Origin of the sequence: Microcoleus sp. PH2017_35_SFW_U_B (assembly GCF_020737865.1) — a bacterium.
Lineage (GTDB): Bacteria > Cyanobacteriota > Cyanobacteriia > Cyanobacteriales > Microcoleaceae > Microcoleus.
The window spans coordinates 16,174-32,277 of record NZ_JAEQDE010000076.1 but is presented as its reverse complement, the minus strand read 5'-3'; the positions used below and the strand labels follow the sequence as shown (position 1 = coordinate 32,277).

The 16,104-nt window shown below is 43.7% G+C and carries 16 protein-coding genes; 4 read left to right on the top strand and 12 right to left on the bottom strand.

Features of this window, described 5'->3' with window-relative positions; all coding sequences use genetic code 11:
* Positions 1-66: 66 nt before the first annotated feature.
* The 3 genes from JGK36_RS21310 to JGK36_RS21300 form a co-directional block, all read right to left on the bottom strand.
* Positions 67-1,821: a methyl-accepting chemotaxis protein gene (locus tag JGK36_RS21310; RefSeq protein WP_293183944.1), complete on the bottom strand. Its 1,755-nt coding sequence runs from the start codon at positions 1,819-1,821 to the stop codon at positions 67-69.
* A 169-nt stretch (positions 1,822-1,990) separates the two neighbouring features.
* Entirely contained in the window at positions 1,991-3,406 is a 1,416-nt protein-coding gene (locus JGK36_RS21305) for a CheR family methyltransferase (RefSeq protein WP_293197940.1), read from the bottom strand.
* 213 nt (positions 3,407-3,619) lie between these two features.
* Positions 3,620-4,105: a chemotaxis protein CheW gene (locus tag JGK36_RS21300; RefSeq protein WP_366516592.1), complete on the bottom strand. Its 486-nt coding sequence runs from the start codon at positions 4,103-4,105 to the stop codon at positions 3,620-3,622.
* Positions 4,106-4,249: 144 nt separating this feature from the next.
* Between JGK36_RS21300 and JGK36_RS21295 the strand changes: the two genes are divergently transcribed.
* The 3 genes from JGK36_RS21295 (at position 4,250) to JGK36_RS21285 (ending at position 6,149) form a co-directional block, all read left to right on the top strand.
* A complete protein-coding gene (locus tag JGK36_RS21295; protein ID WP_293126189.1) occupies positions 4,250-4,594 on the top strand; it encodes a BON domain-containing protein in 345 nt (114 codons plus the stop codon).
* Positions 4,595-4,942: 348 nt separating this feature from the next.
* Complete coding sequence (locus JGK36_RS21290) at positions 4,943-5,314, top strand: DUF4278 domain-containing protein (protein WP_293183940.1); 372 nt, start codon at positions 4,943-4,945, stop codon at positions 5,312-5,314.
* 184 nt (positions 5,315-5,498) lie between these two features.
* Positions 5,499-6,149: an RNA ligase family protein gene (locus tag JGK36_RS21285; RefSeq protein ID WP_293183938.1), complete on the top strand. Its 651-nt coding sequence runs from the start codon at positions 5,499-5,501 to the stop codon at positions 6,147-6,149.
* Between the two features lie 143 nt (positions 6,150-6,292).
* Here JGK36_RS21285 and JGK36_RS21280 read toward each other — a convergent pair whose 3' ends face one another.
* From JGK36_RS21280 to JGK36_RS21260, 5 genes are all read right to left on the bottom strand, one after another.
* Entirely contained in the window at positions 6,293-6,529 is a 237-nt protein-coding gene (locus JGK36_RS21280) for a DUF4070 domain-containing protein (RefSeq protein ID WP_293197938.1), read from the bottom strand.
* A 99-nt stretch (positions 6,530-6,628) separates the two neighbouring features.
* The gene (locus JGK36_RS21275; protein WP_293197935.1) at positions 6,629-7,384 is read right to left on the bottom strand and encodes a hypothetical protein; all 756 of its coding nucleotides are present in this window, start codon (positions 7,382-7,384) and stop codon (positions 6,629-6,631) included.
* 1 nt (position 7,385) lies between these two features.
* Complete coding sequence (locus JGK36_RS21270; protein ID WP_293183932.1) at positions 7,386-8,528, bottom strand: AAA family ATPase; 1,143 nt, start codon at positions 8,526-8,528, stop codon at positions 7,386-7,388.
* A gap of 138 nt (positions 8,529-8,666) precedes the next feature.
* Positions 8,667-9,848, bottom strand: coding sequence for an RtcB family protein (locus JGK36_RS21265; RefSeq protein ID WP_293197933.1), 1,182 nt, complete (start codon positions 9,846-9,848; stop codon positions 8,667-8,669).
* A gap of 247 nt (positions 9,849-10,095) precedes the next feature.
* Positions 10,096-10,482 carry a DUF2358 domain-containing protein gene (locus JGK36_RS21260; protein WP_293190604.1) on the bottom strand — a complete coding sequence of 129 codons (387 nt, stop codon included), beginning with the start codon at positions 10,480-10,482 and terminating at the stop codon, positions 10,096-10,098.
* Between the two features lie 163 nt (positions 10,483-10,645).
* Between JGK36_RS21260 and JGK36_RS21255 the strand changes: the two genes are divergently transcribed.
* Positions 10,646-11,260, top strand: coding sequence for a glutathione S-transferase N-terminal domain-containing protein (locus JGK36_RS21255; protein ID WP_293190605.1), 615 nt, complete (start codon positions 10,646-10,648; stop codon positions 11,258-11,260).
* A 225-nt stretch (positions 11,261-11,485) separates the two neighbouring features.
* On the opposite strand, the gene JGK36_RS21250 is transcribed toward JGK36_RS21255, so the two are convergent.
* The 4 genes from JGK36_RS21250 to JGK36_RS21235 form a co-directional block, all read right to left on the bottom strand.
* On the bottom strand, positions 11,486-12,910 hold the full coding sequence (locus JGK36_RS21250) for an NADP-dependent isocitrate dehydrogenase (protein WP_293183923.1): 1,425 nt from the start codon (positions 12,908-12,910) through the stop codon (positions 11,486-11,488).
* 160 nt (positions 12,911-13,070) lie between these two features.
* Positions 13,071-13,685, bottom strand: coding sequence for a DedA family protein (locus JGK36_RS21245; RefSeq protein WP_293183920.1), 615 nt, complete (start codon positions 13,683-13,685; stop codon positions 13,071-13,073).
* A gap of 300 nt (positions 13,686-13,985) precedes the next feature.
* Positions 13,986-15,263 (bottom strand): adenosylhomocysteinase, encoded by a 1,278-nt coding sequence (ahcY, locus tag JGK36_RS21240; protein ID WP_293183917.1) that lies wholly within the window; start codon positions 15,261-15,263, stop codon positions 13,986-13,988.
* A 134-nt stretch (positions 15,264-15,397) separates the two neighbouring features.
* Positions 15,398-16,084: a VTT domain-containing protein gene (locus JGK36_RS21235; protein ID WP_293183914.1), complete on the bottom strand. Its 687-nt coding sequence runs from the start codon at positions 16,082-16,084 to the stop codon at positions 15,398-15,400.
* Positions 16,085-16,104 lie beyond the last annotated feature (20 nt).

Here is a 16,104-nt window from a genome sequence, read left to right as displayed (position 1 = left end):
CAAATAATGAATAAAATTTGATATTTTAGAGTTTAGATACTGACGAATATTGGGTGTGAGTAACTATCAATTGACTTTGAATCGCGAAATTTCGTGGCGCATCCCCTGGGCTGCTTCGTTCAAAAGGCCGATCGCACTATTGATTTCCCGCAAAGCATCAGCCGTTTGCAGGGAAGTTTCGGCCAACTGCGCCATAGTTTCGCTAATTTGCTGAGCTCCTTCCGATTGAGCTTCCATGCCTCTATTTACCGAATCGAAGCGGGGAGTGAGAGATTGTACTTGCTGAATAATTTCGGCTAATTGCACGCCGATGTTACGAATATCTTCCATCCCTTTGCTGACTTCATGGGAGAATTTATCCATTTCCATCACCCCAGTAGAAACGGCTGACTGCATCTCTTTAACCATGTTTTCAATATCGAGTGTGGCAACGGCTGTTTGGTCGGCTAGGCGGCGAATTTCGCGGGCGACGACGGCAAAACCCATGCCGTATTCTCCGGCTTTTTCGGCTTCGATCGCTGCATTTAAGGAAAGTAAATTAGTTTGATCGGCTACTTTTGTAATCGTGGTAACAATGCTGTTGATATTGTTGGCTTTTTCGCTAATGATTCCGAGTTTGTTAGAGATAGAAATGGTAGCATTTCCCAAGACTTTCATGGTATTTTCCATGCGAACTAACTCTTTTTGACCTGTGCTAGCTTCGCGGGCAGTTGACTCTGCCATGTGGGAAACTTCATCCATCGTTTTTACGAGTTTACCACTGGTGGCTGCGATTTCTTTGGCAGTAGCTACAACTTCGTTGGTGGATGCTGCTTGTTCGTTGACTGTGGCTTCTAATTGTTTGCCAGAAGCGGCTATTTGGGTGGCTGATGAAGTGATTTGTATGCCCGATGTTTGCACTTGTTTGATTAATCCGGCCAAACCGCGATTCATGCTGCGGAAGGAGTTCTCCAATTTGCTAATTTCGTCTTTGGTGTCGCTGACATGAACTTCTCCTGTTAAATCGCCGATCGACATTTTCTCTGCTACATCCACCACTCCGGCAATTTTAGCCCCTAACGGTTTGGCGATCGTATTGCTAAAGTACAGTCCAAACAGTACGGCCGTTAAAGGGCCCAGCAGCGTGCCTAAAATCACCCAGAACCGAGTTTGACTGATATCTTCGGTGGCAGCTTTGCCTGAGTCTGCTGCTAATTGGCGATCGTAGTTCAGGAGTTCCAGCATTCCCTCTGTCGCAGCTTGAAATGTAATTACTTTCTCGTTCAAAGCTTTGTCGTTCATTCTGTTAAGCACCTCAACTGCTGATGCAGCAGTTGCTAGTTCAGGTGATTTAGTTTTACCCTGTTTGAGCAAATCAATTTGGATTTGCCGGGGATTGACAATGCCTATTCTTTCATATTCTTTATTGAGTTCTTGGAATTCTTTGTGAGCCTCAGTCCACTTTTGCCACAGCGGTTTAAATTTTTGATAAAGTTTGTCTTCTTCCTCGTTGCGCCCAAGTTTATCGTACTCTTGAAAACCTTGATTTATCTGATTCCAAGCATTATTTATTCTCGCGATTTCTCGGCGTCTTTGGTCAGCATTGATTGCTTCGTTGAGCAGCATCCGATCGGAAGACTGCACCTGTGTTTGTCCTTCGTTGATTTTCCACAAAGCGACGGTGCTGGGATAAGCATCGTTGGCGATCGATTTCAGGTGCCCGGATAGCCGAAAATTTCCGCTGGCGCCGACTAAAGCTACAACAAGCACGATCGCCCCCATGAACACAAACGCAGCGATCATGCGTCTTTGCAAAGTCATATGCTTAAAAATATTGTCCATGCTTCGATTCTCAGTTATTACCAGAAAGAATTGGTTGAAAGCCTCTCCCTTTGAGGGAGAAATTAAACTCAGACTATTAATTACTCCAATCCTCTTCCTTGTAGGTAGAGGTCGCCCTCAACTGTCAACTGTCAACTATCAACTGTCAACTGTCAACTGAATTCTTAGGCTATTTTTCCATTCGCTGAATGCGCCGGCGGACGATCGCAGCACCGGCAATATCTCCTCGCTCTTCTTTGAGCAAAGCTAGGTGAATTAGTCCTTCATAGTGATCCGGCTTGAGGTAAGTTGCTTTTTGGAAAGATTGCTCAGCTTGTTGGCGATCGCCCCTTGCTTGATAAACTTGGCCCAATAAGACGTAAGCATCAGCATTCGTGGGATTTTGACTGAGGTAAGTTTCGCACAGTTTGGCCGCTTCCTGCAATTGTCCGCGATCGGCCAAACGTCGCGCTGCGTCTAAATCCGCACTCGCAGACTTAGCAGGATCTGGTGGTGGGGCGATCGCCCGAATTGGCAAAATCCCCGAATTCTCATTCTCTCTCGGATATTTTTGATGGGAAGTAGAGGATTTACTGTTAATACTTGGCAACTGATCGCTGCGAATATTTTCCCTATTTCCCGCGTGTTTAAACTCTCGAACAATTCGCGAATAACTGATATTAGTCGGCTCTTTTTTGACCTGAACTTGCGGGCTGTCTGGAATATCTGTTTTGCGGTAAGCAAATGCTAGGGAATGACGCACCGAGACAAATTGAGGAGGCAGTTTCTGCCCGCTTTCTGAGTGACCCAAAAATAATATTCCTGTTTTGTTTAACAATCGATTTAACAGTTGAATGGTCTGATTTCTGCCTGTTTGATCGAAATAAATTAACACATTGCGACAAAAAATTGCATCGTAAGGAAGTTGGTTAGATAAAAAATAGCTATCTAGAATATTACCCTGAATCAAATTAACTTTCCTTCTCACCAAGTCGTTCAACTGATAAAGATCTCCCGGCAGCGGAGTAAAATAGCGATCGCGAAAATCTAAGTTTTTGTCGCGGAAAGAGTTTCTGCCGTAAACTGCGCGCTGGGCTTTTTTGAGAGCAACTTTGCTGATGTCTGCCGCATCGATGCTGAAGTTGATCGGATTTAAACCAGCGTCTAGTAGGGCGATCGCGATCGAGTAAGGTTCCTCTCCCGTCGAACAAGGAAGGCTCAACACGCGCAGGGTTTTGCCGGGATTTTGTGGAAACCATTCCGAAAGCGCGTAGCGGCTCAAAAAAACAAAAGGTTCGCGATCGCGAAAAAACCAAGTTTCCGGTATCACTACAGCTTCGATTAATTCTTCCAATTCTGGAGGGGATGTTTGCAATTTTGTCAAGTAAATACTGATATCCGTTAAACCGCAATCTTCCATCCGACGGTTTACGGCTCTAGTAATTGTATTAGACCCAATAGTCAGGGCATCTAAACCAATTTTTTGTCTGAGTAGAGCTTCAATCAGTTGACAGTTGACAGTTGACAGTTGACAGTTGACAGTTGACAGTTGACAGTTGACAGTTGACAGTTGACAGTTGACAGTTGACAGTTGACAGTTGACCAATTACCAATTACCAATTACCAATTACCAATTACCAATTACCAATTACCAATTACCCATTGCCAATGACTAATGACCAATTACCCATTGCCAATGACTAATGACTAATGACCAATTACCCATTGCCAATGACCAATAACCAATAACCAATAACCAATAACCAATAACCAATAACCAATAACCAATAACCAATAACCAATGACCAATGACTAAATCTCAGTCTTCCTGCTGGGGAAGCAGATAAGTTTTTTGGGATTCAGGCAGCAGATGTTCTACCCTGACAAATTGAATCATACCGCGATCGTCTGCAATCATTTCTCCCAAATAAGGAGTGCTGTCAATCTTAATGCCGGGACTAACAAATTCGGTTTCTGGTTTGTCGAGAGTTTCTGTCACCCGTTCCGCCATCAGCCCTAAAATTAGGGGGCCGTGCAAACTGTGGTTGTTCCCCTCAGAAGTATTGGGAAACTGGCAATTGACTAAGACAATGCGCGTGCTCAAGTAAGCGCGGGCGGCCGTCCCCTGTATCATTTGGCACAAATCAATGACCGGGACGAGATGTCCTCGGTAGTTAAACAAGCCGGGAATGTATTCCGGCGCGCTGTGGAGTTTTTTCAAGGTGACAGTGGGAACTACTTCGACTACGCGCCTGCTATCGAGGGCATAGCGATCGTCCCCGACATAAAAAAGTAACATCAACATAGGGATACCATTGGAGATTTTAGATTCTGAAAGTCGGTCGAAAAAGCATTTTCAGAAATTTCGCTTAGTTTTGCAACAATTACGATTCTTTTGGAATTCTAGAGCTATCTTGGAAAAAGTGTATTTTCTGGAGACTCAACTTCTATGGGTTGGTTTAAAAGACTGTTTGGAATGGAAAAGCCTGAAGAGCAGGCTCAACCGATGGCAGAAGTAGTACAGCAAGCTGCCGAAGCACAATCGATTGCTCCTGCTAAAGTCGGCCCAGACGGAAATTTTGACGAAAGCGGCCTGGCGAAGCGGGTGGCCTTGGCTTTTGACGGCGATTCAGAAGTTGCTGATATCGAGACTGTTTGGGTTGCTCAGCTCAGCGGCACGGTTGTTCTCAAGGGTCAAGTTCCCAGTCAGGAAGTTCTTGACAAGTTGGTGGCCATTGCCTCTGCTGAAGAGGGTGCGACGGGCGTGCAAACCGATCAAGTGACAGTCGGGTAGTTCTTCGGATCTCAATCAGTTTCGTTCTGAGTACGATCGAATTAGTCAAAGCTCGATAAAACCCGCTGCGGCGGGTTTTTTCCTGCCTTCTCACCCTCAAAATATTAATTTTTGTAAGTAAGCGCGCTTTAGTTAAAAAACAGTATAATTGAATACAGAAACTAAATAAGTTTTAGGTAACAAAAAGCAAACCTGACCTGACCCCGCCCAAAAACGGGTACAAGCCGGGACACTCATGAGGGTCGATCGCAAAATTTTAGACGAAAGTCCCAGCTACCAGATTCATCTGTAAAGTAAATCTAAAATCGACTGACGATCGTTTTTATCTCAATATAAGGATCGAAAAATATGAAACTCACTTATCGCGGTGCCAACTACGAGTACGACATTCCGACAGTGGATATGATCGAAGGGGAAGTCGCGGGCAAATATCGGGGTCAAGACTGGAACTATCGGTATCCGAGACACCTGGCTGTCCCCAAAAAATACGGCGGTATCAACTCTACCACAAAGCGAGATTTTCAAGCCCAGCAGGATGTCACAACAGTTGGCGTAGCTTGCGCGGCGGTTGAATCTGCACCAACTGCTGCGGATTTGGCGCAAGTTCACCGGGTGCATATTTGCAATATTCTCGATCGGCGGAAACAAGTAGCCACAGCCAAAGGTGATGAAAGATTACTGCGCTTGCTAGAAAGAGAGTGGCAGCAAATGGCCTGTTAGGAAATAGCTTGGGAAAATTACAATCCCCGGTTCAATAACCAAAAAATAGGTTTGTAGTGAGGACTTCAGTCCGCATAAATCCAAAAACTCGCATTCCTCACTACCAAAACCTCGATCGCGCTTAACTAACCGAAGATAATATAAACTACGATCTTAAATTCAGCATCAAAAGCAAGTCAAGAAAGTGACAAAAATCCAACTTGCCTATCCCAAAATTCCCGACAGCAAAAACGCTCCATTAGATAAGTGCACAGCCTTTGAAAAGTACGATGGCACTAATCTGCATTGGGTTTGGGAACAGCAACTGGGCTGGTATGCGTTTGGAACACGTCGCGACAGATTTGATTTAGACGATCGGGGAATTGCAGAATTTAACGCTGCACATCCGGGTTTGGAGGAAGCGCCGCAGATTTTCGTCAGAGACTTCGCGAAATCTCTGGAAGTTGTATTTCAGGCGAACCCAGAATATCACAGCCCAGAAATCACGGTATTTACAGAGTTTTTTGGTGCTAGCTCATTTGCAGGAATGCACAAACAGGAGGAACCCAAAAATTTGGTGCTGTTAGACGTGCAGGGCGATCGAGGTATTGTCGATCCAGAGCAATTCCTTCGAGATTTCAGTTTAGTAAACATTGCCAGAGTTGTGTATCGCGGAAAGTTGACAGGCAAATTTATCGATGAAGTCCGTCAAGGAAAATACGGTGTAGCCGAAGGAGTTGTTTGTAAAGGAAAGGATAAGGCTAACAGTATCTGGATGGTCAAGATTAAAACTATGGCTTACATGAAAAAACTGCAACAAGCGTTTAAAAATGATTGGGAGACATATTGGGAATAAAATAGCGTTCGATCGATACCACGATTTTGTAGGGCGGGTTCGCCAAGATATCCAGCACAAATCCGAAATCTTGTCAACCCGCCCCGCCTCGATCGAGATCTGACGATCGCTAAATCGAACACGATCTCAAGGGCGAAACCGATTTAAATAACTGAAACTGGTTCCAGCACTTTTTGCTGTTTTGCGCGATCGATGGTTTCTAGCTGTTGCAGCAGTTGCGCTTTCACTTCATGACGGTAATTAAAGAAATGTTCGCCCAGGCCTAAAACAGTCATGTAATCGTAGAATAGACGAGGTTTAATCAGAGCGATCGGCATCATTTGCCACCAGAAACGAAACCGCGTCGAACGCATGACACCCTGACGCCAACAAACAGCCAAAAAATAGAACTTAATTGGGGCAATACTTAAGTGGATAAAAGCCCACTATAATAATTAAATACTCACATCGAAACGGCTAAAATATAAATAGATTATGTATTATTTATTTAATTGCTCCTTGATTCTTAAACAAAAACTTATAAAATCTTGAAAATTCAGTAAATGATCTGAATTTGCCTCAACTCTTGCCATCAGTTGTTTAAGATAATATTCTTCTTGCACTTCTCTCGGTCTAGGTTTACTATAAGAAAAATGCGTTTTTGAAGCCAAACTACGTTCTTTAAAAATTTCTCTAAGATAACCTTCATGAAACAAAGCTTTTGTTTTATATCCAAAAATATCCTTTGTATTTTCCCCATCTTGAACAAATTCACTCGCTAAATCTTCAGGATTATCTTGACTGACATCAAAATATTTAATATATTGCTTCAAAATTTCATTATGTTGTGGATTTCTCACAAAAAATTTTCGATTTCCTAAAAACCAAGTTTCCAGACAAACTTTCTGCACAATAACTTCGAGTTGACAATTTACCGGTAGAGATTGAAAAGGTTTATCTTTTAATTCCGACTTAATTTGCTCATCAGCTTCCGCTTGTTTCTCCGAAACTGTAAAACGATCTGCGTCTGTGAATAAAACCAAGTAATTATATTGAGGAAATAGGTTTATTTCTTGGATAGCATTAGCAGTAACTCTATAGCAACTAGGAACGCCCATATCACTTTCGTAATAATAATTATTCTGAATTACCGCATCAAAACTATCCACTTCCGTCAACTCTGGAAGCAGCACAGATAACCACTTTTTATAAACAATCGGTTCTGTCTTTCCTTCAAATACAAAATACAAATTCATACTACGATTGTTTTTCGAGAATTTTGTTTAACTGAATAAATGCGTCTTGTTTAGATTTACCTAGATGATAATCCGAGGCATTACAGGTTCTAATGTGTCCGCCTTGTCGAGTAACAATTTTCCAATATTCATAGGGAATATTATTTATAATATAAGGGTGATGACTTGTGGCAATAAATTGCAAGGTTTTATTTTCGTGAATCAGGTCATCAGTTAAGATATCAATACAATTAATTCCCAAACTATTCTCAAATTCATCAATCAATATTACCGAACCTTCATTTGACAGAAAAATTTCGCCAAGATGAATAATTGTACGTAACATACCCGAAGACATCCTATCTTCCCTAATCCATTTAGGCACAGATTTCTCTTTGATAGAAATAACAGGGACAAATATATCAGCAAATCCTTTGAACAAGTCGTCTGTTTTAAAAGGCTCAACTCTGACATCTTCGATTTGTTGAAAAACATCAATGAATCTTGACTTAATTGCTTCAAAAATATCTAACTTATTTTCATAAATCAGATATAGCTTAGTTCTAATATCCTCATCGCTATTTACTATGCTCTGTAAGGTTTGATATTTGTTTTTAATCGAGTGCAAAGATTGCTTTGAGCTTCTAAGACGCAGACCGTTGATTGTATGGTCGCGATATTCTATTTTATTTAGAGCATCAAAAGCTTCTTTTATAACAGTTTCTTCTTTTAATAAATACATCATTGATTGATGTGAAGAAAGCTTTGGTATTTGGCTATTTTTGAATTTTATATCCTCTTTATTCCGCTCAAATAATACCTCATTTTTTGAAATCAGTTTTTCATGAATAAATGATGGTTTTTCATTTTCATCTGGGTTTTCTTTTTCAGGATCGTCAAAATTTAGTTCATTGGTTTCAACAGTATCAAAACCACCTTCCCAAATAAATTCAGTGCCGTTTACAGTAGAAAATATGATTTTCCATTCCAATCCATTGATAGCTTTTCCATTGGCTATACGTTTTAAATCGATAATTCCACGCAAGATTTGGGTTTTGCCTGCACCTGATATGCCAACTAAAAGAGTTAAATTGGATGAAAATTTAATTTCATCAAAATCCCAACCCAAAAAATGATTTTTTAATTGGAGTGAAATAATTTTCATAAGTTAATTCTTTTTGTTCAAATTGCTAAAAATATTTAAATTGTTGCAGTTGAGCAATATTGTAGCATGGAAGAAAGAGGAGACGATCGCAAAACTTCAACCCTAAAATAGGCTGAAAATCTCTCCCCACTTCCCCCATCAACCCTTGACACAAACTACCTGCTTCAGAGTCGCCACAACTTCCACCAAATCCGACTGCTGACTCATCACCTCCTCAATCGGCTTATAAGCCCCCGGAATTTCATCTAAAAATTCCTCATTTTTTCGACACTCAACCCCCTCAGTTTGCCGCACAAAATCATCGAGAGTGAATACATTCTTCGCCTTACTGCGAGACATCAATCGCCCCGCACCGTGAGAACAAGAACAGTAACTTTCCACATTTCCCTTACCTTTAACAATAAAAGATTTCGCCCCCATCGAACCTGGAATAATCCCCAAATCGTCAACTTGCGCGCGCACAGCACCTTTGCGAGTCACATACACATCTTCCCCAAAATGCACCTCTTTTTCCGCATAATTGTGGTGGCAATTCACCTGCAACAGCGGCTTCGTAACTTTGCCACCCGCGAGATGCTTTTCCACAATTTTCTTAAACCGATTCATCATGATATCGCGATTAAAACTCGCATAATCCTGTGCCCACTGCAAATCGTGCCAATAAGCAGCAAACTCCGGCGTACCCGCTACAAAATAAGCTAAATCTTTGTCAGCCAAACTAATTTCTGCGAGTTTAGCTAAGTCTTTGGCAGTGTCGATGTGGTGTTGGGCTAGCAGATTGCCGATACCGCGCGAACCAGAGTGCAGCATCAGCCAAACCGAGTTTTCGGTGTCAACGCAAACCTCAATAAAATGATTGCCGCCGCCGAGGGAACCTAACTGTTTTAAAGCTTTATTATCTTGGTGCTGGACTCCTTGATGCAGTTCCTTGAAATCGCCCCATCTTTGCCAGTTGGTGACAGATTTTTCGACTTCTTTGTTTTCTGCAAATCCGACGGGAATTGCTGCTTCGATATCGAGGCGAATTTGTTTGAGTTTGCCTTCTAATTTGTTGGCGCTGAATGGCATTTTTACGGCCATCATCCCGCAACCAATATCCACGCCCACAGCAGCCGGAATAATTGCTTCTTTTGTGGCAATTACTGAACCGACTAAAGCTCCTTTTCCTAAATGTACGTCGGGCATTAATGCGACGTGTTTGAATACAAAGGGCAAAGATGCTACATTGGTTGCCATCTTGGTCTCTTTGTCGCCCAGGGCGTGATTTGCCCAGGATAATACTGGTTTTGGGGTGGATATTTCTAATTTTTCGTAGGGCATTTTTGTTTAAATATATTTAACTCGATCTACTGTGTAGTATATTTGTAGCACAAATATCGGCTAAGGTCAATAGCCCGATCGCCCAAAACGCGGTTTTCAACCAAAAAACTTACTTCAAACCTCGAATATCCGTTAAAAACCCCGATCGCAGGCAGAAAGTTTGTAGTGAGGACTTCAGTCCTCCAAAAGAGCGCCCTACAAGCTCAACCCGCTCGCAGTGCACACCCTACAGGCTACTTACAGGCGGTTATTTGTCGATCGCAAATATTAGTTGTTTCAGCACATCCAACCGCGAACAGTTCCAGTAATCGATGTGGGAAACGATTAAACCGTCGCCGTTAACCTTCAGTTCGCTTCTACCCGCGATCGCCATTTTCGGTTTCCAAGGTAGAGGCGCGATCCAACTCAGAGTCCAGCGAGTTTGTACAGTATCTCCAGACTGAGAAATATCGTGCAAGTCGAGTTTAATCTGTTGAAAAAAAGTTCCCATAAACCCGATCATTTTTCGGTAGCGATCGACTCCAGTAAATCGATTTACTGGGTCTTCAAAATAAACATCTTTTGCATAAATGCTGTAAGTCTGATTTTCAGGAAATCTGCGGTAGTCATCTTTAAGAATTTCCAGAATATTCATTATTATTAATCATACGCCTTAAATCACTATAATATAATCATACCAAAAAATAGGGTTTCCCATCCGGGTTCCCAGGATTCCCCAAGTTTTTAGAACAGGGTATAAATTCCAGTCTTAAAAACCTTGTCCTCAACTGTCAACTGTCAACTATCAACTGTCAATTATGATCGACCTCTACACTTTTACCACACCGAACGGCCGCAAAGTCTCGATCATGCTCGAAGAAATAGGTTTACCCTACAACGTGCACGTCATAGACATCAGCAAAAACGACCAATTTAGCCCGGAATTCATCGCCATCAACCCCAACAGCAAAATACCCGCTATAGTCGATCGCGATAACAGCATTACAGTCTTCGAGTCAGGCGCCATCCTGATCTATCTAGCCGAAAAAGCAGGCCAATTTCTGCCCACCGACAAACACAAATACTTTCAAGTCATGGAGTGGCTGATGTTTCAAATGGCCAGCGTCGGGCCAATGTTCGGACAACTAAACCACTTCAGACGTTTTGCACCCGAACAAATTCCCTATGCAATTCAACGCTACGAAAAAGAAACCTTGCGCCTCTACGGAGTATTAGATTCTCAACTAGCAAAATACGAATACATTTGCGGCGAATATTCGATCGCGGATATCGCGACTTATCCGTGGGTGGCTATTTACGAATTTCAAGGATTAACCCTCGACAACCATCCCCACCTCAAACGTTGGGTAGAAAACTTGCAGAAGCGTCCCGCCGTTGAGCGCGGTATGGCTGTTCCAGCTATACAAAAATAGCACTTTTTGTAGCGGGCTAGGAGCAACGCCCCACAATCAAATATTCTGGTTTTGGGCGGGCTAGAAGCCCACCCCACAATCAAATATTCTGGTTTTGGGCGGGCTAGAAGCCCACCCCACAATCAAATATTCTGGTTTTGGGCGGGCTAGAAGCCCACCCCACAATCAACTTCACTCTTTCTTTGTGGAACGGGCTTCTAGCCCGTTCAAAAAAATCCCTCAAACCTAATCAGCAAAGTGCTTAATAATCGCTTCAGCAAACTCCGAACACTTTAACTCAGGTACAGGCGGCTCCATCAACCTTGCCAAATCGTAGGTAACTTCACCGTTAGAAATTGCCGCGCCCAAACCCTTCTTAATCAAATCTGCGGCTTCCTGCCATCCCATATATTCTAACATCATCACCCCCGACAAAATCAGGGAACCGGGATTAACTCGATCGAGACCGGCGTGTTTCGGTGCAGTACCGTGAGTCGCCTCAAAAACAGCACATTCATCACCAATATTCGCACCGGGGCCCATGCCCAATCCGCCGACAATTGCTGCGGCAGCATCTGACAAATAATCGCCGTTTAAATTCATGGTTGCCAAAATTGAATATTCGGCTGGTCGAGTTTGAATTTGTTGGAAAATACTGTCAGCAATCCGGTCATTGACCATGATTTTTTCTTTCCACTTTCCGCTACCGTGACTTTCCCAAATTGCGGACAGAACATCGGCAACTTCTTTACAAATTACTGCTTGTTTTTCCGGAGTCAAAGCATCGTAGCCCGGATCTATTTGGCGGGCATTTTCTTCTAAGCTAATCTCGGAATTGTGCTCTTTGTTGCCGAGAATCCAGGACTCTCTTTCTGTTACGCAATCAGCACGAAATTCGGTGGTTGCCAACTCGTAACCCCAATCTCGGAAACCTCCTTCGGTGTATTTCATGATGTTGCCTTTGTGCACCAAGGTTACTTGCTGCTTATCTTTTGGCAACCGCAAAGCGTGGGTAATTGCCCGCCGCACTAAACGCTGAGAACCACTTTTGCTAATTGGTTTAATGCCGATCGCAGAATCGAGGCGTATTTGTTTTTTGCCGTGTTCTGGCGTTGCAGGAATTAACTCATTGTTGAGGTATTCAATTAGTTTGTTACCGATTTCGCTGCCTTGTTTCCATTCAATTCCCAGGTATATATCTTCTGTATTTTCCCGGTAAATAATTACATCTAGCAGTTCGGGAGTTTTGTGCAGCGATGGGGTGCCATCGTAATATTTGCAGGGCCGCACGCAGGCGTAGAGGTCAAATATTTGGCGCAATGCTACGTTGAGCGATCGAATTCCGCCACCTACTGGGGTTGTCAGCGGGCCTTTGATGGCGACGCCGTACTCTTTGATGGCATCTAGGGAATCTTGGGGTAAATACTGGTAAGTACCGTAGACATCGCAGGCTTCGTCGCCTACGTAAATCTTGAACCAGTTGATTTTCCGCTGGCCTCCGTAAGCCTTTTCTACGGCAGTATCCATGACTTTCTGGGATGCTGGCCAGAGGTCTACGCCCGTACCGTCACCGCGTATGAAGGGGATAATTGGGTCGTTGGGGACGATCGGCGAACCGTCTTTGAATGTAATTTTAGAACCAGTTGTGGGGGCTACAATCTTTTCGTACATATCTTAACAGTGCGGATAGCAATTCTCCTTATTTTGCCACGATTATCTGTCTAAACCTCAAATTTTTCTAAATAATTGCCAAAAATTTGGATGACTTTATTTTTTACCGCACAGCAAAGCAGATGAACGCAGATAAACGCAGATTCTTTTGATGATGTCTTTATTTGCGATATTTTTCCTTCTGCATATTCTTTTTCACAACCCACAAAATAAAGCCGATGACAATAGTCACGGCAACTATTTTGGAAACGGGAGCGAGGTAATCATCTACAAGTGCATAATTTTCACCTAATTTATATCCGGCAAAAGTGAGGAAACTCACCCACAAAATTGTGCCGATTGTTGAGTAGACTAAAAACGGGATTAAAGCCATATTGTTGATGCCGGCGGGCAGGGAAATCAGAGTGCGAACTCCCGGTACCAGGCGACACAAAAATACGGCTTTGTTGCCGTGTCTGTTAAACCATCTATTTGATTTGTCAATATCTGCACCGGATACTGTAATCCATTTGCCATATTTGTCTGCTAAATTTCTCAAGCGTTCTTCGCTCAATAATTTGCCGGCATAGTACCAGGGAAGTGCTCCGAGAATGGTGCCGATTGTCCCTGCTGCGATCGCCAGGGTTAAGTCCATATCGCCCTTCGATGCGGTGAATCCTGCCAGCGGCATGATCAATTCTGAGGGGATCGGCGGGAACAAATTTTCTAAGAACATCAACAGTGCAATGCCGAGATAGCCCATCGACTGCATTGTGTTAGTTATCCATTCAACCATTTTGATTTAATAATTGGTAATAGGTAGTCAGTAGTCAGTAGTCATTAGTCAGTAGTTTGCTCGTTCCTAGGCTCTGCCCATTGGTGACAACTTAAGACTGAAAGCCCTGAGAAATGTCGTTTTTACCTGAGTCTAGATCCCCCTAAATCCCCCTTAAGAAGGGGGACTTTGAGAAGATTCCGGTTCCCCCCTTATTAAGGGGGGTTAGGGGGGATCTAGACTTCGACACAAACAAGAAAGACTATCGGTTTAACATTAACTTGCCAGCAATGGGATTGCCGCTACAACTCAATACTATGATTAAGTGCCCGAAGTCCAGGAGTTGGTGTACTCAATTTGATCGGGAGTCAAGGTATCAATGTAAATACCCATTGCTTCCAATTTGAGACGCGCGATTTCTCTGTCAACTTCCACAGGGATTGAGTGAATACCTGGCTCTAGTTTGCCTTTGTTTGTGACAAGATGTTCGGCGGCTAAAGCTTGGTTGGCAAAGCTCATATCCATCACGGCGCTAGGGTGTCCTTCGGCGGCTGCCAAGTTGATCAAACGGCCTTCGCCCAAGACAATAATCGACTTGCCGTTATTGAGACGGTATTCTTGAGTGAAAGAACGTACTGTCTTCACGCCAGTGCTTTTTGCACCGAGGGATTTGAGGTCAATTTCGATGTCGAAGTGACCGGAATTGCAAACCATTGCGCCGTCTTTCATGGTGTCGAAATGTTCGGCACGAATGACGTGTTTGTTGCCGGTGACGGTGATGAAAATATCTCCGACGGTGGCTGCTTCGTCCATTGGCATGACGCGGAAACCGTCCATCACTGCTTCGATCGCCCGAATCGGATCGATTTCGGTGACAATTACGTTGGCGCCCATGCCGCGAGCCCGTTGTGCCGTGCCTTTGCCGCACCAACCGTAGCCTGCAACTACAATATTTTTACCGGCTAACAAGATGTTGGTAGCGCGGATAATGCCGTCTAGAGTGGATTGACCGGTGCCGTAACGGTTGTCGAAGAAGTGCTTGGTGTCGGCGTCGTTAACGTTCATGGCTGGGAAAGTCAGCACGCCATCTTTCAACATCGCCCGCAGACGTACAATGCCTGTGGTGGTTTCTTCGGTAGTTCCGATCAAGTCGGAAATTTGGTTGGGGCGGTGCTGGATCAGGGCTGCTACCACGTCGCTGCCGTCATCGATGATGATGTTTGGACGGTGATCTAGGGCTGTGTTAACGTGACGTTCGTAGGTAGCCGCGTCTTCTCCTCTCAGGGCGAAGACGGAAATGCCGTAGTCTTCAACTAGGCAAGCTGCTACGTCATCTTGGGTGCTCAAGGGGTTGCTAGCGATGAGTACAGCGTCTGCACCGCCCATTTTCAGCGCGATCGCCAAATGAGCTGTTTCTGTGGTGACATGGCAGCAAGCTGAAATACGGATGCCTGCGAAGGGCTTTTCTTTAGCGAAGCGTTCTTGAATTTGACGCAATACCGGCATTTCGCGGCCGGCCCACTCGATACGTTGCTTGCCCAACGGGGCGAGGGATAAGTCTTTGACTTCGTGTTTAATTTTGACGGATGTAGCTACCATTTATGTTATTTCCCAGAAATCATTCAACTTTGTTAGTTGTACCAGATTAACCTAGGTCGCTGCAAGTTCCCCGATTTATAGATATTGTGCCCGATCGACCTTTTTGACACACACCAGTCTCGCACTCCTCGCCATCAATCTTTTTTATTAGCGCGGCGTTCTTGAATTATATGAATAACTGAAGGCACAAAAGAAAGTACAATTATTACACCAACAATCGGCAGTAAATATTGGTCAACTTTGTCCGGAGGAATCATCTTTCCCAAAAAATAACCGAGTAGAGTCAGCCCCACCGTCCACACAAACCCGCCGATCAGGTTGTAAAACATAAAAGTTTTGTATTTCATTGCCGCCACTCCCGCCACTATCGGTGCAAAAGTGCGGACAATTGGCATAAATCTCGCCAGTACAACTGCTTTTTGGCCGTGTTTTTCGTAGAAGTTTTCGGTTTTATCTAAATATTCTTTCTTAAACAGCCAGGAATCTTCCTTGTTAAATAAGCGACGGCCCCAGCGGTGTCCAGTTGCATAGCCCACATTATCGCCAGCCACCGCGCAGACAAAACACCCAAAAATTAGCGTCCAAATATTCATAGAGTTTGGCCCCGACGCCACAATTCCCGCAGCAAATAGCAAGCTGTCTCCCGGCAGAAAAAAACCGAACAGCAATCCGGATTCTGCGAACACAATAGCCCAAATTCCCAAATAGCCGAAGGTTTTAATCAGTTGCTGCAAATCAAAATTCATCTTTCTGTTTTTCCGGGGAATGAACTCAGCAGTACATATGACATCTCGGATATCATTGTCTGTTGAATATAGCATAAACGAGGGTCAGGCAAAAT